Source organism: gamma proteobacterium symbiont of Axiagastus rosmarus (assembly GCF_059730925.1).
Genome location: NZ_AP035925.1, coordinates 3,200,842 through 3,224,306 on the forward strand (window position 1 = coordinate 3,200,842; position 23,465 = coordinate 3,224,306).

Annotated in this window: 17 protein-coding genes, 2 tRNA genes and 3 rRNA genes; 8 read left to right on the top strand and 14 right to left on the bottom strand. The window is 56.7% G+C overall.

Annotated elements, in window-relative coordinates:
• Positions 1–11: 11 nt before the first annotated feature.
• The 7 genes from dkgB to gmhB form a co-directional block, all read right to left on the bottom strand.
• Positions 12–815: a 2,5-didehydrogluconate reductase DkgB gene (dkgB, locus tag AC6I8F_RS15240; protein ID WP_348878559.1), complete on the bottom strand. Its 804-nt coding sequence runs from the start codon at positions 813–815 to the stop codon at positions 12–14.
• Positions 816–985: 170 nt separating this feature from the next.
• Positions 986–1,062, bottom strand: a tRNA-Asp gene (locus tag AC6I8F_RS15245).
• 100 nt (positions 1,063–1,162) lie between these two features.
• Positions 1,163–1,278 (bottom strand): 5S ribosomal RNA (gene rrf, locus AC6I8F_RS15250).
• Positions 1,279–1,501: 223 nt separating this feature from the next.
• Positions 1,502–4,405 (bottom strand): 23S ribosomal RNA (locus AC6I8F_RS15255).
• Between the two features lie 215 nt (positions 4,406–4,620).
• Positions 4,621–4,695, bottom strand: a tRNA-Glu gene (locus AC6I8F_RS15260).
• A gap of 88 nt (positions 4,696–4,783) precedes the next feature.
• Positions 4,784–6,325, bottom strand: a 16S ribosomal RNA gene (locus AC6I8F_RS15265).
• The 16S, 23S and 5S rRNA genes sit together here with 2 tRNA genes alongside, the layout of an rRNA operon.
• A 405-nt stretch (positions 6,326–6,730) precedes the next feature.
• Positions 6,731–7,291: a D-glycero-beta-D-manno-heptose 1,7-bisphosphate 7-phosphatase gene (gene gmhB, locus AC6I8F_RS15270; protein WP_141496279.1), complete on the bottom strand. Its 561-nt coding sequence runs from the start codon at positions 7,289–7,291 to the stop codon at positions 6,731–6,733.
• 188 nt (positions 7,292–7,479) lie between these two features.
• Between gmhB and metN the strand changes: the two genes are divergently transcribed.
• The 6 genes from metN (at position 7,480) to proS (ending at position 13,053) form a co-directional block, all read left to right on the top strand.
• Positions 7,480–8,511: a methionine ABC transporter ATP-binding protein MetN gene (metN, locus tag AC6I8F_RS15275; protein ID WP_498028194.1), complete on the top strand. Its 1,032-nt coding sequence runs from the start codon at positions 7,480–7,482 to the stop codon at positions 8,509–8,511.
• Positions 8,504–9,157 carry a methionine ABC transporter permease MetI gene (locus AC6I8F_RS15280; RefSeq protein WP_021507464.1) on the top strand — a complete coding sequence of 218 codons (654 nt, stop codon included), beginning with the start codon at positions 8,504–8,506 and terminating at the stop codon, positions 9,155–9,157. The genes metN and AC6I8F_RS15280 overlap by 8 nt, the downstream gene beginning before the upstream one ends.
• Before the next feature lie 37 nt (positions 9,158–9,194).
• On the top strand, positions 9,195–10,010 hold the full coding sequence (locus tag AC6I8F_RS15285; protein WP_021507465.1) for a MetQ/NlpA family lipoprotein: 816 nt from the start codon (positions 9,195–9,197) through the stop codon (positions 10,008–10,010).
• Between the two features lie 127 nt (positions 10,011–10,137).
• The gene (rcsF, locus tag AC6I8F_RS15290; RefSeq protein ID WP_021507466.1) at positions 10,138–10,539 is read left to right on the top strand and encodes an envelope stress sensor lipoprotein RcsF; all 402 of its coding nucleotides are present in this window, start codon (positions 10,138–10,140) and stop codon (positions 10,537–10,539) included.
• Positions 10,536–11,243, top strand: a complete 708-nt coding sequence (gene tsaA, locus AC6I8F_RS15295; RefSeq protein WP_058774790.1) for a tRNA (N6-threonylcarbamoyladenosine(37)-N6)-methyltransferase TrmO — start codon at positions 10,536–10,538, stop codon at positions 11,241–11,243. Before rcsF ends, tsaA begins: the two co-directional genes overlap by 4 nt.
• Before the next feature lie 91 nt (positions 11,244–11,334).
• The gene (gene proS, locus AC6I8F_RS15300) at positions 11,335–13,053 is read left to right on the top strand and encodes a proline--tRNA ligase (RefSeq protein WP_132466636.1); all 1,719 of its coding nucleotides are present in this window, start codon (positions 11,335–11,337) and stop codon (positions 13,051–13,053) included.
• Positions 13,054–13,085: 32 nt separating this feature from the next.
• Here the strand turns inward: proS and arfB are convergent, their stop codons facing one another.
• Positions 13,086–13,496, bottom strand: a complete 411-nt coding sequence (gene arfB / locus AC6I8F_RS15305; RefSeq protein WP_498028195.1) for an alternative ribosome rescue aminoacyl-tRNA hydrolase ArfB — start codon at positions 13,494–13,496, stop codon at positions 13,086–13,088.
• Between the two features lie 216 nt (positions 13,497–13,712).
• Here arfB and AC6I8F_RS15310 point away from each other — a divergent pair, with 216 nt between their 5' ends.
• Complete coding sequence (locus AC6I8F_RS15310; protein WP_021507470.1) at positions 13,713–13,913, top strand: YaeP family protein; 201 nt, start codon at positions 13,713–13,715, stop codon at positions 13,911–13,913.
• Entirely contained in the window at positions 13,900–14,163 is a 264-nt protein-coding gene (gene rof / locus AC6I8F_RS15315; protein ID WP_021507471.1) for a Rho-binding antiterminator, read from the top strand. Before AC6I8F_RS15310 ends, rof begins: the two co-directional genes overlap by 14 nt.
• 39 nt (positions 14,164–14,202) lie before the next feature.
• On the opposite strand, the gene AC6I8F_RS15320 is transcribed toward rof, so the two are convergent.
• The 6 genes from AC6I8F_RS15320 to dnaE all read right to left on the bottom strand — a co-directional run bounded on the left by AC6I8F_RS15320 (position 14,203) and on the right by dnaE (position 23,452).
• Positions 14,203–14,511 (bottom strand): c-type cytochrome, encoded by a 309-nt coding sequence (locus AC6I8F_RS15320; protein ID WP_031279691.1) that lies wholly within the window; start codon positions 14,509–14,511, stop codon positions 14,203–14,205.
• A gap of 15 nt (positions 14,512–14,526) precedes the next feature.
• The gene (gene tilS / locus AC6I8F_RS15325; protein WP_498028196.1) at positions 14,527–15,825 is read right to left on the bottom strand and encodes a tRNA lysidine(34) synthetase TilS; all 1,299 of its coding nucleotides are present in this window, start codon (positions 15,823–15,825) and stop codon (positions 14,527–14,529) included.
• 54 nt (positions 15,826–15,879) lie between these two features.
• On the bottom strand, positions 15,880–16,269 hold the full coding sequence (locus tag AC6I8F_RS15330; protein ID WP_058770579.1) for a VOC family protein: 390 nt from the start codon (positions 16,267–16,269) through the stop codon (positions 15,880–15,882).
• A 75-nt stretch (positions 16,270–16,344) separates the two neighbouring features.
• On the bottom strand, positions 16,345–18,495 hold the full coding sequence (locus AC6I8F_RS15335; protein ID WP_104094478.1) for a lysine decarboxylase LdcC: 2,151 nt from the start codon (positions 18,493–18,495) through the stop codon (positions 16,345–16,347).
• Positions 18,496–18,997: 502 nt separating this feature from the next.
• Complete coding sequence (gene accA / locus AC6I8F_RS15340; RefSeq protein WP_021507476.1) at positions 18,998–19,957, bottom strand: acetyl-CoA carboxylase carboxyl transferase subunit alpha; 960 nt, start codon at positions 19,955–19,957, stop codon at positions 18,998–19,000.
• Between the two features lie 12 nt (positions 19,958–19,969).
• Positions 19,970–23,452, bottom strand: coding sequence for a DNA polymerase III subunit alpha (dnaE, locus tag AC6I8F_RS15345; protein ID WP_498028197.1), 3,483 nt, complete (start codon positions 23,450–23,452; stop codon positions 19,970–19,972).
• Positions 23,453–23,465: the final 13 nt, after the last annotated feature.

Consider the following 23,465-nt stretch of genomic DNA (forward strand, 5'->3'; position numbering starts at 1 on the left):
ACATGGGAGAATTAATCCCAGTCTGGTGCCAGGCCTTCCGGGCTGACCAGACGCTGCTGACGATCCAGCGCGGCGATCTGCGCCATGTCGTCCGCATCCAGTGTCAGATCCTGCGCCGCCATATTGCTGGCCAGGTTCTCACGTTTGGTTGAGGAGGGGATCACGGCATAACCCAGTGCCAGTGCCCACGCCAGGACGACCTGCGCGGGTGTGGCCTGATGTTTCTGCGCAATCTGCTTTATCACCTGTTCTTTTAACGCTTCGCCATATGCCAGCGTCATGTATGAAGTGATGTGAATGCCCTGCTGTTTCGCGAAGTCCACGACCTGGCGATTTTGCAGGAACGGGTGCAGCTCAATCTGGTTGGTTGCAATGTTCTCTGCGCCCACAGCGGCAATGGCCTCTTTCATCAGGGCAATCGGGAAGTTGGAGATACCAATCTGACGCGTCAGTCCCGCCTCTTTCGCTGCCATCAATGCCTGCATGCTCTCTTTGACCGATACCGCTGCACCCGGCGATGGCCAGTGAATCAGCGTCAAATCGACATAGTCGGTACGCAGTTTCGCCAGGCTCTGCTGCAGGCTGGGGATCAGTTTGTCGGCGGCGAGATTCTCAGTCCAGATTTTAGTGGTGATAAACAGCTCATCACGTGCCACGCCGCTTTCAGCAATAGCCTGACCTACGGCAGCTTCGTTTTCATAAATTTGAGCTGTATCGATAGTGCGATAACCGAGTTCCAGTGCGGTTTTCACTGAATGAATAACGACATCGTCCTGCAGACGAAATGTTCCTAAACCAAAAGCGGGGATTGTCATGTTTTCCTCATCATTGCGTTGAATGTTGCGATGAGGCGTATTGTGGCAGGATTATTGTTGCTGAAAAATCCGCTTATGAGCAGAGGAATTTTGCGTTTTACTCAACAATGGCAGGTTTTTAGCGGACATGAAAAAGCCCTGACTTCGCAGTCAGGGCTTCTCAATTTAAGTGGCGGAACGGACGGGGCTCGAACCCGCGACCCCCTGCGTGACAGGCAGGTATTCTAACCAACTGAACTACCGCTCCACCGATTCTGTACTGATATCAGACCGTCGCTGATTTCAGGTGTTTCGCCCTTTCCGCGTCACCGGGAAGGTCACGACCCGATTAGGGGTCTTAAATTGATGCCTGGCAGTTCCCTACTCTCGCATGGGGAGGCCCCACACTACCATCGGCGCTACGGCGTTTCACTTCTGAGTTCGGCATGGGGTCAGGTGGGACCACCGCGCTGTTGCCGCCAGGCAAATTCTTTGTGCCCTGTCCCGCGTCTTTCGCACTGATGCCGCGTTGGCCGCGCTCGCAAAGTCAGTCACATACTCGTGTATGCTCCTTCCTTTCCTTCGCTTGCCGCCTCGCCTCAGCGCGAAATCCTCCGGACTCGCGTCCGCAGAACAAAGCTGATTCTTTATCCGTCACAGGCTGAAAATTCTTTCGGTCTCTCAAACCAAAACGCCTCTGGCGTTGTAAGGTTAAGCCTCACGGGTCATTAGTACCGGTTAGCTCAACGCATCGCTGCGCTTACACACCCGGCCTATCAACGTCGTCGTCTTCAACGTCCCTTCAGGACCCTTAAAGGGTCAGGGAGAACTCATCTCGGGGCAAGTTTCGTGCTTAGATGCTTTCAGCACTTATCTCTTCCGCACTTAGCTACCGGGCAGTGCCATTGGCATGACAACCCGAACACCAGCGGTGCGTTCACTCCGGTCCTCTCGTACTAGGAGCAACCCCCCTCAATTCTCCAGCGCCCACGGCAGATAGGGACCGAACTGTCTCACGACGTTCTAAACCCAGCTCGCGTACCACTTTAAACGGCGAACAGCCGTACCCTTGGGACCTACTTCAGCCCCAGGATGTGATGAGCCGACATCGAGGTGCCAAACACCGCCGTCGATATGAACTCTTGGGCGGTATCAGCCTGTTATCCCCGGAGTACCTTTTATCCGTTGAGCGATGGCCCTTCCATTCAGAACCACCGGATCACTATGACCTGCTTTCGCACCTGCTCGAGCCGTCACTCTCGCAGTCAAGCTGGCTTATGCCATTGCACTAACCTCCTGATGTCCGACCAGGATTAGCCAACCTTCGTGCTCCTCCGTTACGCTTTGGGAGGAGACCGCCCCAGTCAAACTACCCACCAGACACTGTCCGCAGCCCGGATCACGGGCCTACGTTAGAACATCAAACATTAAAGGGTGGTATTTCAAGGATGGCTCCACGCAGACTGGCGTCCGCGCTTCAAAGCCTCCCACCTATCCTACACATCAAGGCTCAATGTTCAGTGTCAAGCTATAGTAAAGGTTCACGGGGTCTTTCCGTCTTGCCGCGGGTACACTGCATCTTCACAGCGATTTCAATTTCACTGAGTCTCGGGTGGAGACAGCCTGGCCATCATTACGCCATTCGTGCAGGTCGGAACTTACCCGACAAGGAATTTCGCTACCTTAGGACCGTTATAGTTACGGCCGCCGTTTACCGGGGCTTCGATCAAGAGCTTCTCCTTGCGGATAACCCCATCAATTAACCTTCCGGCACCGGGCAGGCGTCACACCGTATACGTCCACTTTCGTGTTTGCACAGTGCTGTGTTTTTAATAAACAGTTGCAGCCAGCTGGTATCTTCGACTGGCCTCGGCTCCGGGAGCAAGTCCCTTCACCTACGCGCCAGCGTGCCTTCTCCCGAAGTTACGGCACCATTTTGCCTAGTTCCTTCACCCGAGTTCTCTCAAGCGCCTTGGTATTCTCTACCTGACCACCTGTGTCGGTTTGGGGTACGATTTCGTGTTACCTGGAGCTTAGAGGCTTTTCCTGGAAGCAGGGCATCAGTTACTTCACCGCCGTGGCGGCTCGTCATCACGCCTCAGTGTTAAAGAAGACCGGATTTGCCTGGTCTTCACACCTGCACGCTTAAACCGGGACAACCGTCGCCCGGATAACCTAGCCTTCTCCGTCCCCCCTTCGCAGTAACACCAAGTACAGGAATATTAACCTGTTTCCCATCGACTACGCTTTTCAGCCTCGCCTTAGGGGTCGACTCACCCTGCCCCGATTAACGTTGGACAGGAACCCTTGGTCTTCCGGCGAGCGGGCTTTTCACCCGCTTTATCGTTACTTATGTCAGCATTCGCACTTCTGATACCTCCAGCATGCCTCACAGCACACCTTCAGCGGCTTACAGAACGCTCCCCTACCCAACAACACATAGTGTCGCTGCCGCAGCTTCGGTGCATGGTTTAGCCCCGTTACATCTTCCGCGCAGGCCGACTCGACCAGTGAGCTATTACGCTTTCTTTAAATGATGGCTGCTTCTAAGCCAACATCCTGGCTGTCTGTGCCTTCCCACATCGTTTCCCACTTAACCATGACTTTGGGACCTTAGCTGGCGGTCTGGGTTGTTTCCCTCTTCACGACGGACGTTAGCACCCGCCGTGTGTCTCCCGTGATAACATTCTCCGGTATTCGCAGTTTGCATCGGGTTGGTAAGCCGGGATGGCCCCCTAGCCGAAACAGTGCTCTACCCCCGGAGATGAGTTCACGAGGCGCTACCTAAATAGCTTTCGGGGAGAACCAGCTATCTCCCGGTTTGATTGGCCTTTCACCCCCAGCCACAAGTCATCCGCTAATTTTTCAACATTAGTCGGTTCGGTCCTCCAGTTAGTGTTACCCAACCTTCAACCTGCCCATGGCTAGATCACCGGGTTTCGGGTCTATACCCTGCAACTTAACGCCCCGTTAAGACTCGGTTTCCCTTCGGCTCCCCTATGCGGTTAACCTTGCTACAGAATATAAGTCGCTGACCCATTATACAAAAGGTACGCAGTCACCTAACAGGTAGGCTCCCACTGCTTGTACGTACACGGTTTCAGGTTCTGTTTCACTCCCCTCGCCGGGGTTCTTTTCGCCTTTCCCTCACGGTACTGGTTCACTATCGGTCAGTCAGGAGTATTTAGCCTTGGAGGATGGTCCCCCCATGTTCAGACAGGATACCACGTGTCCCGCCCTACTCGTCGGACTCACAACCTGTGCATCTTCGTGTACGGGGCTGTCACCCGGTATCGCGCGACTTTCCAGACGCTTCCACTGATGCACAAGCTGATTCAGGTCCTGGGCTACTCCCCGTTCGCTCGCCGCTACTGGGGGAATCTCGGTTGATTTCTTTTCCTCGGGGTACTTAGATGTTTCAGTTCCCCCGGTTCGCCTCGTTAACCTATGTATTCAGTTAACGATAATGCACAAGTGCATTGGGTTTCCCCATTCGGACATCGACGGCTGTAGCGGTTCATATCACCTTACCGTCGCTTTTCGCAGATTAGCACGTCCTTCATCGCCTCTGACTGCCAGGGCATCCACCGTGTACGCTTAGTCGCTTAACCTCACAACCCACAGGCGTTTTGCAACGCTGCGGACTGCAAGCATTTGAGAGACCCGAACGCATCGTAAATTTCATTCTTATTACGGAGAATGAACGCGACGCGTCGTTTCAAATTTTCAGCTTGTTCCGGATTGTTAAAGAGCAATATCTCAAACACGACGTTACCGTCAGTTTTGAGATATTCTGTGGAGACACCTTTCACCTGTCACCAAGCAGTGGCGTCCCCTAGGGGATTCGAACCCCTGTTGCCGCCGTGAAAGGGCGGAGTCCTAACCGCTAGACGAAGGGGACACAAAGTGTCACGACTTCGCAGCCGTCCTGCTCGTTACTTTTCTATCAGACAATCTGTGTGAGCACTTCGCGGGAAAGTATCTTCAGGTAAGGAGGTGATCCAACCGCAGGTTCCCCTACGGTTACCTTGTTACGACTTCACCCCAGTCATGAATCACAAAGTGGTAAGCGCCCTCCCGAAGGTTAAGCTACCTACTTCTTTTGCAACCCACTCCCATGGTGTGACGGGCGGTGTGTACAAGGCCCGGGAACGTATTCACCGTAGCATTCTGATCTACGATTACTAGCGATTCCGACTTCATGGAGTCGAGTTGCAGACTCCAATCCGGACTACGACGCACTTTATGAGGTCCGCTTGCTCTCGCGAGGTCGCTTCTCTTTGTATGCGCCATTGTAGCACGTGTGTAGCCCTGGCCGTAAGGGCCATGATGACTTGACGTCATCCCCACCTTCCTCCGGTTTATCACCGGCAGTCTCCTTTGAGTTCCCGGCCGAGCCGCTGGCAACAAAGGATAAGGGTTGCGCTCGTTGCGGGACTTAACCCAACATTTCACAACACGAGCTGACGACAGCCATGCAGCACCTGTCTCAGAGTTCCCGAAGGCACCAAAGCATCTCTGCTAAGTTCTCTGGATGTCAAGGCCAGGTAAGGTTCTTCGCGTTGCATCGAATTAAACCACATGCTCCACCGCTTGTGCGGGCCCCCGTCAATTCATTTGAGTTTTAACCTTGCGGCCGTACTCCCCAGGCGGTCGACTTAACGCGTTAGCTCCGGAAGCCACGCCTCAAGGGCACAACCTCCAAGTCGACATCGTTTACGGCGTGGACTACCAGGGTATCTAATCCTGTTTGCTCCCCACGCTTTCGCACCTGAGCGTCAGTCTTCGTCCAGGGGGCCGCCTTCGCCACCGGTATTCCTCCAGATCTCTACGCATTTCACCGCTACACCTGGAATTCTACCCCCCTCTACGAGACTCAAGCCTGCCAGTTTCAAATGCAGTTCCCAGGTTAAGCCCGGGGATTTCACATCTGACTTAACAGACCGCCTGCGTGCGCTTTACGCCCAGTAATTCCGATTAACGCTTGCACCCTCCGTATTACCGCGGCTGCTGGCACGGAGTTAGCCGGTGCTTCTTCTGCGGGTAACGTCAATCGGCGAGGTTATTAACCTCACCGCCTTCCTCCCCGCTGAAAGTACTTTACAACCCGAAGGCCTTCTTCATACACGCGGCATGGCTGCATCAGGCTTGCGCCCATTGTGCAATATTCCCCACTGCTGCCTCCCGTAGGAGTCTGGACCGTGTCTCAGTTCCAGTGTGGCTGGTCATCCTCTCAGACCAGCTAGGGATCGTCGCCTAGGTGAGCCATTACCCCACCTACTAGCTAATCCCATCTGGGCACATCCGATGGTGTGAGGCCCGAAGGTCCCCCACTTTGGTCTTGCGACGTTATGCGGTATTAGCTACCGTTTCCAGTAGTTATCCCCCTCCATCGGGCAGTTTCCCAGACATTACTCACCCGTCCGCCACTCGCCACCCAAAGAGCAAGCTCTTCTGTGCTGCCGTTCGACTTGCATGTGTTAGGCCTGCCGCCAGCGTTCAATCTGAGCCATGATCAAACTCTTCAATTTAAGTTTGATTTGCTGCAACGAGTGCAGCGATGCTCTGTGAATTAAACTTCGTAATGAATTACGTGTTCACTCAGCAAAGACTTGATATTTTTTACGTCCGGAGACGCTGATATCAATCCTGCGAGTGCCCACACAGATTGTCTGATAAATTGTTAAAGAGCGGTGCGACGCGGCGTTCGGCCTGCTGTCGCGAGGTGGCGTATATTACGCTTTCCTCCTTCAGAGTCAAACACTTTTTTCAGCGTTTTTCTCCGGCGGGGTGAATCGCTTCACGCCCTGCTGAGCCGTCTGCGTTGCCGCTTTGCCGTCTCAGTGGTGGCGCATTATAGGGCGAACTTATGGAAGCGCAAGTGCAAATTTCAACTTTTTTACTGTTCGCTTAAGATTTGTGCAGAAGGCCTGATTTCAGGCCTTTTTCATGCGCGCCGGCAGGTCTGCGAGACTATCAATCACCCAGTCCGCGGCCGCTTCGCCTTCGGCGGTGACCGGCTTACCACTGCGCACCAGCACTTTGGTTCCCACGCCTGCCGCCTTTGCTGCCAGCATATCTTCCAGCTTATCGCCCACCATATAAGAAGCTGCCATATCGATGTTCAGGTGTTTCTGCGCCGAAAGCAGCATGCCCGGTTGCGGCTTGCGGCAATCGCAAGTCTGGCGGTACTCCACGACCGTTGCATCAGGCAGATGCGGACAGAAATAGATGCCGTCGAGATCGACATCGCGATCGGCCAGTGACCAGTCCATCCACTCGGTGAGTTGCATAAACTGATCTTCGGTAAACATGCCGCGCGCGATGCCAGACTGGTTGGTCACCAGCACCAGCGCGTAGCCCATCTTCTTTAACGCCTGCAGCGCTTCAATGGTGCCATCAATAAACTGAAAATTATCGATCTCATGAACATAGCCGTGATCGACATTCAGGGTGCCATCACGATCGAGAAAAATAGCCGGGACTGGGTTCGCCACGTAGAAACTCCTGCTGCAAATAGTGCCGCGCAGTATCGCATGATTGCGCGTACCGTGAGAATGGCAGATTGAATGACTTTGATTGATTTAGCCGTCTGGATGCCTTACCATCCATCCAGATTTCGCCTGCCCCGGCGGCGCGAAGACCGATACACCACGGACAACGCAACACGATAACAATTAAACTAATGATTAAAATCGAAAATATCACCAAAGTGTTCCAGCAGGGTTCACGCACTATTCAGGCGTTGTCAAACGTTAGCCTGCACGTGCCTGCCGGACAAATTTATGGCGTCATCGGTTCATCCGGTGCCGGTAAAAGTACGCTCATCCGCTGCGTCAATCTGCTGGAGCGCCCGACATCCGGTCGCGTGCTGGTTGACGGTCAGGAGCTCACCGCGTTCTCTTCCGGGCAGTTAACGCTGGCGCGCCGCCAGATTGGCATGATCTTTCAGCACTTCAACCTGATGAACTCCCGCACCGTGTCGGGCAACGTTGCGCTGCCGCTTGAGCTGGGTAACCTGTCACGCGAGGCGATCAAAAAGCGCGTCAGTGAACTGCTGGAGCTGGTCGGTCTGGCGGACAAACACGACAGCTGGCCGGCGAATCTGTCCGGCGGTCAGAAACAGCGCGTCGCAATTGCCCGTGCGCTGGCCAGCAATCCGAAGGTCCTGCTGTGTGATGAAGCCACCAGCGCGCTGGACCCGGCCACCACCCGCTCGATTCTGGAGCTGCTGAAAGACATCAACCGTCGGCTCGGCATCACTATTCTGCTGATCACCCACGAGATGGATGTGGTGAAACGCATCTGCGATCAGGTGGCGGTGATCAGCAATGGCGAACTGATTGAAAAAGACAGCGTCAGCGAAGTGTTCTCGCACCCGAAAACGCCCCTGGCCCAGCAGTTTATTCAGTCAACGCTGCATCTGGATATTCCGGATGATTACCAGCAGCGCATGCAGGCGAGCGCGGGCAGCGAGAGCGTGCCGCTGCTGCGGCTGGAGTTCACCGGTAAATCGGTGGATGCGCCGCTGCTGTCAGAAGCCGCGCGCCGTTTTAACGTCAATAACAACATTATCAGTGCCCAGATGGATTACGCCGGTGGCGTGAAGTTCGGCATCATGCTGGCCGAAATGGACGGCAGTGAAACAGATACACAAGCCGCTATTGCCTGGCTGAAAGAAAATCATGTGAAAGTAGAGGTGCTGGGTTATGTCTGAAGCGATGCTGTGGTTACTGACGCGTGGCGTCTGGGAAACGCTGATGATGACCTTCGTTTCTGGTTTCTTTGGCTTTGTGCTTGGCCTGCCGGTTGGCGTACTGCTGTACGTCACGCGTCCGGGGCAGATTCTGGCCAACACTGCGCTGTATCGCGTGCTGTCAGCCATCGTCAATATTTTCCGTTCTATTCCTTTCATTATCCTGCTGGTGTGGATGATTCCGTTTACCCGCGCCATCGTCGGCACCTCCATTGGTCTGCAGGCGGCCATCGTTCCGCTGACCGTGGGCGCGGCGCCGTTTATCGCCCGTATGGTGGAAAACGCGCTGCTTGAGTTGCCGACCGGACTGATTGAAGCCTCGCGCGCCATGGGTGCCACACCGCTGCAGATCGTGCGTAAGGTGCTGCTGCCGGAAGCGCTGCCAGGGCTGGTGAATGCCGCTACAATTACCCTGATTACGCTGGTGGGCTACTCCGCCATGGGTGGTGCTGTGGGCGCGGGCGGTCTGGGCCAGATTGGCTATCAGTATGGTTACATCGGCTATAACGCCACCGTGATGAATACCGTGCTGATTTTGCTGGTGGTGCTGGTGTATTTAATTCAGTTCTGTGGTGACCGCATCGTGCGTGCGGTATCACATAAATAAGCAAACAACATCAATAGTCCTCTATTAAGGAAAGGATATGTCTTTCACATTTAAAAAGATTGCCGCTGTGGGTGCTCTGATTGGCGCGATTGCGCTGGCAGGATGCGATCAGAAAGAGAAAGATCCCAACCACATTAAAGTGGGTGTGATTGTCGGGGCTGAGCAGCAGGTTGCGGAAACTGCCGTGAAAGTCGCGAAAGAGAAATACGGTCTCGATGTTGAACTGGTTACCTTTAACGATTACGTGCTGCCTAACGAAGCGCTGAGCAAAGGCGATATTGACGTTAACGCCTTCCAGCACAAGCCGTACCTCGATCAGCAGATCAAAGACCGCGGTTACAAACTGGTGCCGGTCGGCAACACCTTCGTTTATCCGATTGCCGGCTACTCGAAAAAAATCAAATCGCTGGATGAGCTGCAGAACGGTGCGCAGATCGCTATCCCGAACGATCCAACCAACCTCGGTCGTTCTCTGCTGCTGCTGCAGAAAGTGGGCCTGATCAAACTGAAAGATGGCGTGGGCCTGCTGCCAACCTCACTGGATATCACTGAGAATCCAAAGAACCTGAAGATTGTTGAGCTGGAAGCGCCACAGCTGCCACGTTCACTCGACGATCAGCAGATTGCGCTGGCGGTGATCAACACCACTTACGCCAGCCAGATTGGCCTGACCCCGGCGAAGGACGGCATCTTCGTAGAAGATAAAGACTCGCCGTACGTGAACCTGATCGTTAGCCGCGAAGACAACAAAGACGCGGAGAACGTGAAGAAGTTTGTTGAGGCTTATCAGTCAGACGAAGTGTCTGAAGCCGCCAACAAAATCTTCAACGGCGGCGCAGTGAAAGGCTGGTAATTATCCCTTTCATGCGGTGCAGGGCGGCTTCGGCCGCCCTTTCTATTTCAGCATGTGGCAGCTGACTTGTTATTTCTGGTCGTCCTTGTTTCAATAACGCCACTTTTTATTACATGAGGATGTTGCCATGCGTTTTTTACCGCTCTGCTTGTTGGCATTGATGCTGACCGGGTGCGTGCGTGAATATCACCCAATAAGCAGTGCTCCGTCTCGCCCGCAGCAATCAACCAGCGAACCTCAGCGCAAACCGGCTGCGCGTCCGGCCCCGGTGAAGATCTATACCGATGCGACCGATCTGGTCAGCAATCCGTTCCGCGATCTGGGCGAAGTGTCGGGTGATGATTGCCAGAGCAGCACCCAGGACTCGCCGCCGAACCTCAATACCGCGCGTAAACGCCTGCAGATTAAAGCGGCCGGCATGAAAGCCAACGCCGTGCTGCTGCACAAGTGCGAAATTGTCTCCAGCACGCCAGGCTGCTATCGCCAGGCCGTATGCCAGGGCTCCGCGCTGAAAGTCTCGAATCAATGAGTGAATTTGCCTTTGCGCAAATCGGTGTGATCCGTTCGCCGTGGAAAGAGAAATTTGCCGTACCGCGCCAGCCGGGTCTGGTGCAGGACGGCGGTGGCGAACTACATCTGCTGGCGCCGTACAATCAGCCTGAAGCGGTGCGTGGACTGGAGGCATTCAGCCATTTGTGGGTGCTGTTCGTCTTTCACCAGACCATGGCCGGCGGCTGGCGCCCAACTGTACGCCCGCCGCGCCTCGGCGGTAATGCCCGCATGGGCGTATTTGCCACCCGCTCGACCTTTCGCCCCAATCCTATCGGCATGTCGCTGGTTGAGCTCAAAGGCATCCGCTGCGAGCAGCAACAGGTGATTCTGCAATTAGGCAGCCTCGATTTGGTGGACGGCACCCCTGTGGTGGATATCAAGCCTTACCTGCCCTTCGCCGAAGCGCTGCCTGAGGCGCGCGCGGGGTTCGCTCAGAGCGCGCCCGACGCCAGCATGCCGGTGCGTTTCTCCGCGCAGGCGCAGCAGCAGCTGCAACAGCAGCAACGCCACTACCCGCAGCTGGCGCGCTTTATCACTGAAGTGCTGGCGCAGGATCCGCGTCCGGCTTATCGCAAAGGCGAAAGCCCTGGCCGTGAATATGCCGCGTGGCTGCTCGACTTTAATGTGCGCTGGCGCATTGACGCGGCGGGAACCGAGGTGATCGCGCTCGATCCGCGCTAAAACAAGCTTTTGAGTGACGGATCTCGCTGGTACACTAGCCGCCAGCAAATTTTTTGTTCGTATCCTTCCGTACAACTGGAATCGTAAATTAATGCGTACTACTCAATATCTGCTCTCCACCCTGAAGGAGACGCCTTCCGATGCTGAAGTGATCAGCCACCAGCTGATGCTGCGCGCCGGTATGATCCGCAAACTGGCTTCCGGTCTCTATACCTGGCTGCCGACCGGTATTCGCGTGCTGCGAAAAGTTGAAAACATCGTGCGCGAAGAGATGAACAACGCCGGTGCGATTGAGATCTCCATGCCGGTGGTTCAGCCAGCCGATCTGTGGGAAGAGAGCGGACGCTGGGAGCAGTACGGCCCGGAGCTGCTGCGCATTAAAGACCGCCACGAGCGCCCGTTCGTGCTGGGTCCGACCCATGAAGAAGTGGTCACCGACCTGATCCGCAACGAGCTGAGCTCCTATAAGCAGCTGCCGCTCAACGTCTATCAGATCCAGACCAAATTCCGTGATGAAGTACGCCCGCGTTTTGGCGTGATGCGTTCGCGCGAATTCATCATGAAGGATGCGTATTCGTTCCACACCTCGCAGGAGTCGCTGCAGGAAACTTACGATGCGATGTACCGCGCCTACAGCCAGAGCTTCAGCCGCATGGGGCTGGATTTCCGCGCCGTGCAGGCCGATACCGGTTCGATTGGCGGCAGCGGCTCGCATGAGTTCCAGGTGCTGGCGCAGAGTGGTGAAGATGATGTGATCTTCTCCAGCGAGTCCGATTACGCGGCCAACATTGAGAAAGCCGAAGCGCTGGCACCTGCCGGTGAGCGCCCGGCGGCAACGCAGGCGCTGACGCAGTTCGCCACGCCAGACGCGAAAACCATCGCCGAGCTGGTCGAACAGCACCAGATCCCGGTAGAAAAAACGGTGAAAACGCTGATCGTGAAAGCCAGCGAAGAGAGCGGCCATTCGCTGGTTGCGCTGCTGTTACGCGGCGACCACGAGCTCAACGAAATCAAAGCCGAGCATCTGGACATCGTGGCCGCGCCACTGGAAATGGGCAGCGAGGAAGAGATTCGCGCCGCCATCGGTGCCGGTTTTGGTTCTCTCGGTCCGGTCGGTCTGACCATCCCGGTGATTGCTGACCGCACTGTGGCAAAAATGAGTGACTTCGCGGCAGGCGCCAACATTGATGGCCAGCACTATGCCGGCATCAACTGGGGCCGCGATCTGCCAGAAGCACGCGTAGAAGATATTCGTAACGTGGTAGAAGGCGATCCGAGCCCGGATGGCAAAGGCGTGCTGATGATTAAGCGCGGCATTGAAGTTGGCCACATCTTCCAGCTCGGCACCAAATATTCGGACGCGATGAAGGCAGCGGTACAGGGTGAAGATGGTCGCAATCAAATCATGACCATGGGCTGCTACGGTATCGGTATCACCCGCGTCGTGGCGGCGGCTATCGAACAGAACCACGACGAGCGCGGGATTATCTGGCCAGCGGCGCTGGCACCGTTCGAAGTGGCGATTCTGCCGATGAACATGCACAAATCCTTCCGCGTGAAAGAGCTGGCGGAACAGCTGTACAACGAGCTGCGTGCCAAAGGCATCGATGTCATTCTTGACGATCGTAAGGAGCGTCCGGGCGTGATGTTCGCCGATATGGAACTGATCGGCGTACCGCACACGATTGTAATTGGCGATCGCAACCTGGATAACCAGGAGATCGAGTACAAAGCCCGCGCCGCCAGCGAGAAGCAGATGATCAAGCAGCACGACATCGTCGACTTCCTCAGCCGCGCACTCAACAAGTAATCCCCTGACGCCTCCTGCCGGAGGCGTTTTTTTTAGCGTAGCTTGCCGCGCAGCGCCTTCACATTGCTGCGTCGTGATTTACCTTCCAGCCGCCGCTCTCTGGACGCCCGCGTCGGGCGCGTCGCGCGGCGCACTTTCTCCACCGTCGTCAGCTCGCGTATCAGGTTGATTAGCCGCTGCAGCGCCGCTTCGCGGTTCATCTCCTGGCTGCGATACTCCTGCGCTTTGATAATCTCCACGCCATCGGCGCTGATCAAATGGTGGTTCGCCTCCAGCAGCCGCTGTTTATAAAACGGCGGTAGCGACGAGGCGTGAATATCGAAACGCAGATGGATAGCGGTCGACGTCTTATTGACGTGCTGGCCGCCCGCGCCCTGAGCGCGAATGGCACTGAGCTCCACTTCATTGTCCGCAATTGAAACACTACGTGACAGCACAATCATCTGCCACCTGCCGTTATCAGCGCGGTTGTATCCGGAAATAACCTGTTCATCAACTTAACCTTTTGTGCGCCGCCAGGCTGGCTGAGACCAGTGCTGGCTGTCACTTTTTGCCCTTTCTTTGCCACCTTCCCTGCGCCCCCTGGCTGATTTCCAGCGAACCCCTGTGATATAGTCGCATATCAACCAGAGTATTGATGCTCTGCTGAGGAGGTGTATGTGCAAAAGTATTGTGAGTTAGTTCGCCAGAAGTATGCCGGGATTGGCAGCGGCGACCTGGGGTATGTGCCAGACGCGATCGGATGCGCACTGAAAGCACTCAATGATATTGCCGCTAATTCTGCGCTAAACTCTTCTGTCAGGGAACAGGCAGCGTATGCCGCTGCAAACTTATTGGTGAGCGACTATGTTGACGAATGAAGCCTACAAACCCATCAACTGTGATGACTACGACAACCTCGAGCTCGCCTGTACCAAACACTGGACGCTGTCGCTGGAGCTCAAAAACGGCGACCAGCTGAAAGCGAAAGCCGTGGACATGGTCTCACGTAAAAACGTCGAGTATCTTGCGGTCGACCTCTCCGGTGAAACGCGCGAGCTGCGTCTCGACCACATCGCCAGCTTCAGCCATCCTGAGCTGGGCACCGTTATCGTCAGCGAAGACGAATAATCTCTCCCCGGGCGGGAATGCTATTCCCGCCCACCTCGCTTAAGGCTGCAGCGAAGCGTAGTACGCCGCTAAATCATCCATATCCTGATCGCTCAACCCGGCCACAAAGGCCTTCATCACCTCTGCCTGACCGCCACTGCGCTCGCCTTTTTTGTAGGCCTGCAGCGAGTGCAGCAGGTAAGGTGCATGCTGCCCGGCCAGATTAGGGTAAAGCGGCACCGCGCTCTTACCTTCAGCGCCATGGCACGCCATACAGCTGGCGGCTTTCTGCGCGCCGGCCTTGACGTCGCCCTGCGCAAACGCCGGCAGCGCAGCAGCCAGTAGCGCCGCGACAATCCACTGTTTCATCATTGCTGTTCCTTTTTAGGGTGTTGACCAGATCGCCTGCCAGCCTTGCGTCTCGCCCGCCGCGCCTGCGCGGGTGATAAACAGCCCCGGCGCAGCAATCAGCGTCTGGTTGTAGTAAATCAACGGAATGCGTTCGCGCTGCCACGGCGGGACGCCCAGCTCCTGCCACAGTTTTTTCATTTCGCGACCACCAGCCCGGCCAACAACATGGTGATAGCCGTGGGCCTGAAAGCGCACAATAACCTGTTCATCCGCCGCCGGCTGGCGCAGTTCCGCCTGCGCCAGGCTGGCGCGCAGTTCACCCAGCCCATCAGGCAAAATTAATGGCTGCGTCAGCGGCTGCCAGGTTAGCGAGTGCTGACTCAGTGAGTGCTGTCGCGGCAGCCAGTAAAGCCGTTCCCGGTAGCGCCGCAGTTCGTGCGCGCCAAAGCGCAGACACGGCTGCGCATCTTCACGGCTGTGCATCACCTCGTCGGTAATGCGCTGCAGCGCGTCGCGCGCGGGCATTGCACCACCGCGTTCGCTAATCCAGCGCCGCAGCAGCGCGTGCCGCCGTGCCTCGCTACAGGCCAGCAGCGGCGGGAAATGCAGTGCGCCCTGGGCATCGGTCAGTTGCGCCAGCTGCTCGCTGAGCAGCTCATCCAGCAGTTGCTCCTGCTCACCGCATAGCGCTGCGCTGCGGGCACTGGCCGCGCTGAAGTGCGGCCAGCGCGCCTGCAGCAGCGGCAGCACCTCCTGGCGCAGGAAATTGCGATCGTAGCGACGGTCAGCGTTGCTCTCATCGTCAATCCAGTCCAGCTGGTGCCCGACAGCGTAAGCTTCCAGCTGCTGACGGCTGAGGTTGAGCAACGGGCGCAGATGCCAGTGGCCGTTAATCTGCCGCTGCTGCGGCATCGCCGCCAGACCAGCCGGACCACTGCCGCGTTTCAGCGCCAGCAGCAGCGTTTCAGCCTGGTCATCGAGGTGCTGAGCAGTAAGTAAGTACTCACCGGGTTGCAGGTGTGTGAATAACGCCTGATAGCGCGCCGTGCGGGCTGCGGCTTCGATCCCACCGGCGCGAGCGTCCACCTGCACGCGCAGCACCTCGCAGGGAATGTGCCACTGCTGACACTGCTGCTGGCAGTGCGCCGCCCAGCGATCGGCGTTGGGGCTTAAACCATGATGCACGTGTAATGCGCGCACGCGCAGCTGCGGCTGCTGGCGTTGCCAGCTCACTAACTGATGCAGCAGAACGCTGGAATCGAGCCCGCCGCTGAATGCCAGCACGCAGCGGGCATCGGCTGGCAGCAGCGCAGCAAGATGAGAAAAGGACATGCACGCATTCCGTTGAGGTGAACCGCCGGATTGCGGCTCACTGCGCGCGCTATTTTACGCCTGATACAGCTCCAGCGGCAAACCATCCGGATCGGGGAAGAAGGTGCAGGCTTTACCGGTGAGAGCATCGATGCGGATCGGCTCGCACACCACGCCCTTTTCTGCCAGCGCGGCAACCGACTGTTCGACATCATCCACACAAAACGCCAGATGGCGCAGCCCGCACGCTTCCGGCCCGCTGACGCGCGGCGGCGGCGCAGGAAACGAGAACAGCTCAATGGTATAGACGCCATTAAGGCCAAGGTCGCCTTTCCATGAGTCGCGCTCAGCGCGATAGTATTCACCCAGTAGCTCAAAGCCCAGCACGTCGCAGTAAAACGCCTTACTGCGCTGATAATCGGTGGCAATAATGGCGATGTGGTGGATCTGTTTTATCTGCAGCATAGCGGCTCCGAAAGTATTCTGAGCCGCTTAGCCTACGTGCCCGGCGCGACGCTGAAAAGAGGCAATTATCTGAAGTTAGCGCGCAGGCTCGTCGCGCAGCACGCGCACCAGATAGCGACCGTCGTCGGTGAGCGTGGCACCGTGAATATCCGTTTCAAAGCCGGGATAGTGCCGCCCGATGGTACAGAGCATCAGCAGGAAATCCAGCACCGCCCGGCTCTGTTCGGTAATCATCTCGCCCGGCATCACCAGTGGCACGCCTGGCGGATAAGGCAGGATCATGTTGGCTGAAATCCGCCCGACCAGCTCGCGAATGTCCACGGTTTCCACCTGTCCCTGCACCTGCCGCTGAAACGCCTGGTGCGGCGTCATCTTCATCTCCGGCAGAACGTCAAATGCCCGCAGCATCAGACGCGGCAGATCGTGCTGCAGGATCAGCTGATGAATGCCCTGCGCCAGCGTCTGGATGCGCATGTTACGGTAGAAGTCAGGATCTTCAGCATAGAGATCCGGCAGCATATTTTTTACCCGCAGGTTGAGATCGTAGGCGCGTTTGAACTCCGTCAGTCCGCGCAGCACGCTCATCGCTTTGGTTTTATCGATGCCAATGCTGAACAGGAACAGCAGATTGTACGGCCCGGTCTTCTCCACCACGATGCCACGCTGGTCGAGGAATTTCGCTACCAGCGCGGCCGGAATGCCCTCTTCCGCCATCTGGCCCAGTTCGCTCATGCCCGGCGTAAGTATGGTGACTTTGATGGGATCAAGGTACATATGATCGCGATCGGCGTGGGTAAAGCCGTGCCACGCCTCGTCGCCCGGCTGAATCGGCCAGCATTCGGCTTCATCCACCTGCTCCGGCTGCCAGATATCAAAGAACCAGCCGTCAGACTCTTCGCGCAGCCGCTGGATCTCGCGGCGAAAATGCAGCGCGCGCTCCACCGAGCGATTAATCAGCCGCCGGCCCGGATTACCGCGCAGCATCGCCGCCGCGGTCTCAATCGAAGAGACGATCGCGTAGCTCGGCGAGGTGGTGGTGTGCATCATGTAGGCTTCGTTGAAGGTGTCGTGATCGTAATCGCCCTTGATGTGAATCAGCGACGCCTGTGAGAACGCCGCCAGCAGTTTGTGGGTCGACTGGGTTTCATAGATCACTTTGCCGGGAATGCGCTCGCCGCTCATGCCACTTTTGCCGCTGTAGATAGGGTGAAAATTGGTGTATGGCACCCAGGCGGAATCGAAATGAATGGACGGCACGTCCAGCGTCTGTTTGATGTATTGCGTGTTATACAGCAGACCGTCGTAGGTTGAGTTGGTGATCACCGCATGCACCGGCCAGCTGGCACGCGGGGTCGCGTTAACTTTCTGCTGGATGCTGTCGCGGGTGAATTCGCGCTTAGGGATGCCACCCAGGATGCCCAGCGCGTTACGCGTCGGTTTGAGCCAGATGGGGATGATGTCGCTCATCATCAGCAGATGGGTCAGCGATTTGTGGCAGTTGCGGTCAATCAGCACCGTGCTGCCGGCCGGTGCGGCGTACATTCCGACGATTTTATTCGAGGTCGACGTGCCGTTGGTGACCATATAGCTCTGTTCAGCGCCAAAGGTACGCGCCACATACTCTTCTGCTTCGAGGTGCGGACCGGTGTGATCGAGCAGCGAGCCCAGTTCGGTGACCGAGATCGATACATCCGCTTTCAGCGTGTTGGCGCCGAAGAAATCATAGAACAGGCTGCCGACCGGGCTTTTCTGAAACGCCGTGCCGCCCATGTGGCCCGGCGTGCAGAAGGTGTATTTCCCCTCTTTGACGTAGGTGAACAGCGCTTTGGTCAGCGGCGGCATAATTTTGTCGATGTACTCATCGGTGTACTGCCGGATATGCAGTGCAATATCGTCAGCGGCGTTGAGCGCGTACTCGAAGAAGTGCAGCGCCATGCGCATTTCATTAATGCTGACATCCATCTGCGAATGGGTGTTGATGAAGGCATACAGCGGCAGTGATTCGTTAAGCTGATTGATGTCGCTGCACAGCGCCAGGCTGTAGTCGTCCCAGTCAAATATCACCCCGCAGACGCGCGGGTTGTGTTCGATCAGTTTCAGCAGGTCGCTGGCATTGTTGGGGTAAACGGTCTGGAAACCCTGCAGCTTCAGCGCCGCGTCCAGTTCACGAATCGGTTCATCTTTGTAGAACGCGCCGTGCGGTCCCATGATCGCAATAATATTCAATGCTCACCTCCTGTGGTGTTGTCGCACGGAATAAGGATAGCGAAAAGTGGCGGGTGAATGTTCCGGAATCGCGCCATTGTTGGCCTGATGTTTGCCAGCGATGCATCTCAGGTCGCCATGAATGGCGACCCTGCGGGGTAACTGCCGGTTTTTCCCAGGGTGCGCATTAATGCGCACCGGTATAAATGCCGCACCTGCGGGGTAACTGCACGGTTTTATCAGGTCGCCATGAATGGCGCCCCTACAGGATCACTGCCCGGTTTTTCCCAGGGTGCGCATTAATGCGCACCGGTATAAATGCCGCACCTGCGGGGTAACTACACGGTTTTTATCAGGTCGCCATGAATGGCGCCCCTACAGGATTACTGCCCGGTTTTTCCCAGGGTGCGCATTGATGCGCACCGCCATAAATGGCAACCCAGCGGGGAACTCAAGCCTGATCGTGGAAAACAGGCATAAAAAAAGCGGACCGGGGTCCGCTTCTGTGAAGGCTTTTCGGCGCTTACGCGTAGCCGTAGCTCATCAGGCGCTGATAGCGGCGGTTGAGCAGCTCTTCCGTGCTCAGCACATCGAGATCGGCCAGATCGGCCAGCAGCTGCTGCTTGAGCGCTGCCGCCATGTCCACCGGATGACGGTGCGCGCCGCCCAGCGGTTCCGGGATGATCGAATCGATCAGCTTCAGCTCTTTCAGACGCCCGGCGGTGATGCCCATCGCTTCTGCGGCCAGTGGCGCTTTGTCGGCGCTCTTCCACAGAATTGACGCACAGCCTTCCGGTGAGATCACCGAATAGGTGCTGTACTGCAGCATATTCACTTTATCGCCAACGCCAATCGCCAGCGCGCCGCCGGAGCCGCCTTCGCCGATCACGGTACAGATCACCGGGATCTTCAGGCCTGACATCTCGCGCAGGTTGCGGGCAATCGCTTCAGACTGACCGCGCTCTTCCGCGCCCACGCCCGGATAGGCACCCGGCGTGTCGATGAAGGTGATCAGTGGCATCTTAAAGCGCTCGGCCATCTCCATCAGACGCAGTGCTTTACGGTAGCCCTCGGGTGCTGGCATACCGAAGTTACGCCGGATTTTCTCTTTGGTTTCGCGGCCTTTCTGATGGCCAATGACCATCACCGGACGCCCATCCAGACGAGCGATGCCGCCGACAATGGCTTTATCATCGGCATAGGCGCGGTCACCGGCCAGCTCGTCAAAATCGTCAAACGCATTGCGGACATAGTCCAGCGTATAAGGACGCAGCGGATGGCGCGCCAGCTGCGCAACCTGCCATGCACCCAAATCGGAGAAGATTTTACGGGTCAGCTCGACGCTTTTCTCGCGCAGACGCTGCACTTCTTCATCCAGATTAATATCGTGTTTCTCATCCGAACGACCAATCGATTTCAGCGAGTCGATTTTCGCTTCCAGTTCAGCGATTGGCTGTTCAAAATCCAGGTAATTAAGACTCATAATGTTCCTGTTTTAGTCAAACTCCAGTTCCACCTGCTCCGACCCTACTAACGACCGCAAATCGTTGAGTAAACGATCGCTGGGCGAAATACGCCACGCTGCACCAAAGCGCAGCTTCGCCCGCGCATCTGCTCTCTGATAATAGAGATGCACCGGAATGGTCCCGGAGCGATGAGGCTCCAGAGACTGGCGGAGACGGTTTAAAAGCTGGTCATCAATTTGCCTGTCCGTCAGCGAGATAGCAAGTCCGCGCGCGTATTTTTCCCGCGCTTCGTCGATGTCCATGACTTCCCGGGCGGTCATTTTAAGCCCACCGCTAAAGTCATCAAAGCTGACCTGTCCACTGACGATCAGGATACGGTCCTTCTCCAGCAGCTGCTGGTATTTATCTAACGCATCGGTAAATAACATCACCTCGAGACGGCCAGAGCGGTCGTCAAGAGTACAGATACCAATTCGGTTGCCGCGCTTGGTGACCATGACGCGGGCGGCAATCACCAGCCCGGCCGCAACGGTCACTTTACCACGTTCTGTTGGATGCATGTCTTTCAGGCGCATGCCGCCAACGTAGCGCTCAATTTCTTTCAGATACTGATTGATCGGATGGCCGGTGAGATACAGACCGAGCGTCTCACGCTCGCCGTCCAGCTGCACCTGCTCCGGCCACGGCGTAATGGCCGCATAAGATTGCTCAACCTGCTCGGGCTCTTCCGCCAGCACGCCGAACATATCAGCCTGTCCCGTCGCTTCGGCTTTGGCATGCTGATCCGCCGCCTTCAGGGCGTCACCCAGCGCGCTCATCAGCGCCGCGCGGTGCGGGCCAAGACGATCGAACGCGCCGGATATGATCAGTTTTTCCATCACGCGACGGTTGATCTTTTTGGTGTCGGTGCGGGCGCAGAGATCAAACAGCTCTTTAAAGTAGCCGCCCTGATTACGCGCTTCGAGGATCGCTTCGATCGGCCCCTCACCCACGCCTTTGATGGCGCCGATGCCGTACACGATCTCCCCGTCATCATTGACGTGGAACGGATAGAGCCCGGAGTTAATGTCTGGCGGCAGCACTTTAAGTCCCATGCGCCAGCACTCATCCACCAGTCCAACCACCTTCTCGGTGTTATCCATATCGGCAGTCATCACCGCCGCCATGAACTCGGCCGGATAGTGTGCTTTCAGCCACAGCGTCTGATAGGAGACCAGCGCATAAGCAGCAGAGTGCGACTTGTTAAAGCCGTAGCCTGCGAACTTCTCCACCAGATCGAAGATTTTCATCGACAGTTCGCCGTTGATGCCCATCTTCTCAGCACCGTCCTGGAACACCGAACGCTGCTTGGCCATCTCCTCCGGCTTCTTTTTACCCATGGCACGACGCAGCATATCCGCGCCGCCCAGCGTATAGCCGGACAGCACCTGGGCAATCTGCATCACCTGTTCCTGATAGAGGATGATGCCGTAGGTCGGCTCCAGCACCGGCTTCAGGCTCTCATGCTGCCACTGAATATCCGGGTAAGAGATGGCTTCACGGCCGTGCTTACGGTCAATAAAGTTATCGACCATGCCCGACTGCAGCGGCCCCGGACGGAACAGCGCCACCAGTGCGATCATATCTTCGAAACAGTCCGGCTTCAGGCGCTTGATCAGATCTTTCATGCCGCGCGATTCAAGCTGGAACACCGCAGTGGTTTCCGAGCGCTGCAGCATGTCGAAGCTTTTTTTGTCATCCAGCGGGATGGCGGCGATATCGATTGGCGGTAAACCCTGCTTTTCGCGCCGCGGGTTGATCATCTTCAGCGCCCAGTCGATGATGGTCAGCGTGCGCAGGCCGAGGAAGTCAAACTTCACCAGTCCAGCGTATTCCACGTCGTTTTTATCGAACTGGGTGACCGGGAACTGGCCGTTCTCATCGCAGTACAGCGGCGCAAAATCGGTGATTTTGGTCGGCGCAATAACCACGCCACCGGCGTGCTTGCCGGCGTTACGCGTGACCCCTTCCAGCTTGCGCGCCATGTCGATCAGCGCTTTGACCTCTTCGTCAGCTTCGTAGATCTCCGGCAGCTGCGGTTCCGCCTGGAACGCTTTTTCCAGCGTCATGCCGGGATCCGGCGGGATCAGTTTTGAGATGCGATCAACAAAGCCATACGGATGGCCCAGCACGCGACCGACGTCGCGGATGACCGCTTTCGCCGCCATGGTCCCGAAGGTGATGATCTGCGATACCGCATCGCGGCCGTACATCTCGGCCACGTGATCGATCACCTGGTCACGTTTTTCCATGCAGAAGTCGACGTCAAAGTCGGGCATCGAGACACGTTCCGGGTTAAGGAAACGTTCGAACAGCAGGTCAAATTCCAGCGGATCGAGATCGGTAATTTTCAGCGCATAGGCCACCAGTGAACCGGCACCGGAACCACGCCCCGGCCCGACCGGAATGCCGTTGTCCTTCGACCACTGGATAAACTCCATCACGATCAGGAAGTAGCCGGGGAAGCCCATCTGGTTAATGACGTTGAGCTCGATGTCGAGACGCTCGTCATACTCCGGCCGGCGTTCGGCACGCACCTGCTCATCCGGGAAGAGAAACGCCAGGCGCTCCTCCAGCCCTTCGCGCGACTTCATCACCAGAAAATCTTCGGTCGACATGTCGCCGGTCGGGAATTGCGGCAGGAAATATTCGCCGAGGCGCACCGTGACGTTACAACGCTTAGCAATCTCTACGCTGTTTTCCAGCGCTTCCGGGATGTCCGAGAACAGCTCGCACATCTCCTCTTCGCTGCGCATATATTGCTGAGGACTGTAGTTGCGCGGACGTTTAGGATCGTCCAGCGTGTAGCCGTCGTGAATTGCCACGCGGATTTCATGGGCATCAAAATCTTCTTCGTTGAGGAAGCAGACTTCATTGGTGGCCACCACCGGCACCGATTCAGCAATCGCCAGCTCAACCGCGGCGTGCAGATAGGCCTCTTCGTCTGGCCGGCCGGTACGCGTCAGTTCCAGATAGTAGCGGTTAGGGAAATGCTGCTGATAGAAACTCAGGCACTGCGCCACCAGCGCGCTATTGCCGCGCAGCAGGCTGCGACCGACGTCGCCGCGCCGTCCGCCCGACAGCAGAATCAACCCTTCGCCCAGCTCCAGTAGCCAGTCGCGATCAATAATCGGTCCGGCGATACCGTAACCGCGCTGGTAAGCGCGCGAAATCAGCAGCGTCAGATTCTGGTAACCGGTGTTATTAGCGGCCAGCACGGTGAGCTGCGTCAGCTCATCGCCCATCAAATCGCTGGCCACCTGGAAGTCAGCCCCGACGATCGGTTTGATACCGGCGCTGTGCGCGCTGCCATAAAAGCGCACCAGCCCGCACAGGTTGGTGTAGTCGGTGATGGCAATGGCTGGCATGCCGAGCGCGGCCGCCTTTTTTACCAGCGGCCCGGTCTTGGCCAGACCATCGACCATGGAGTAATCGCTGTGTACGCGCAGATGTATAAAACGAGGTTCAGCCATATCAGTTTCCGGT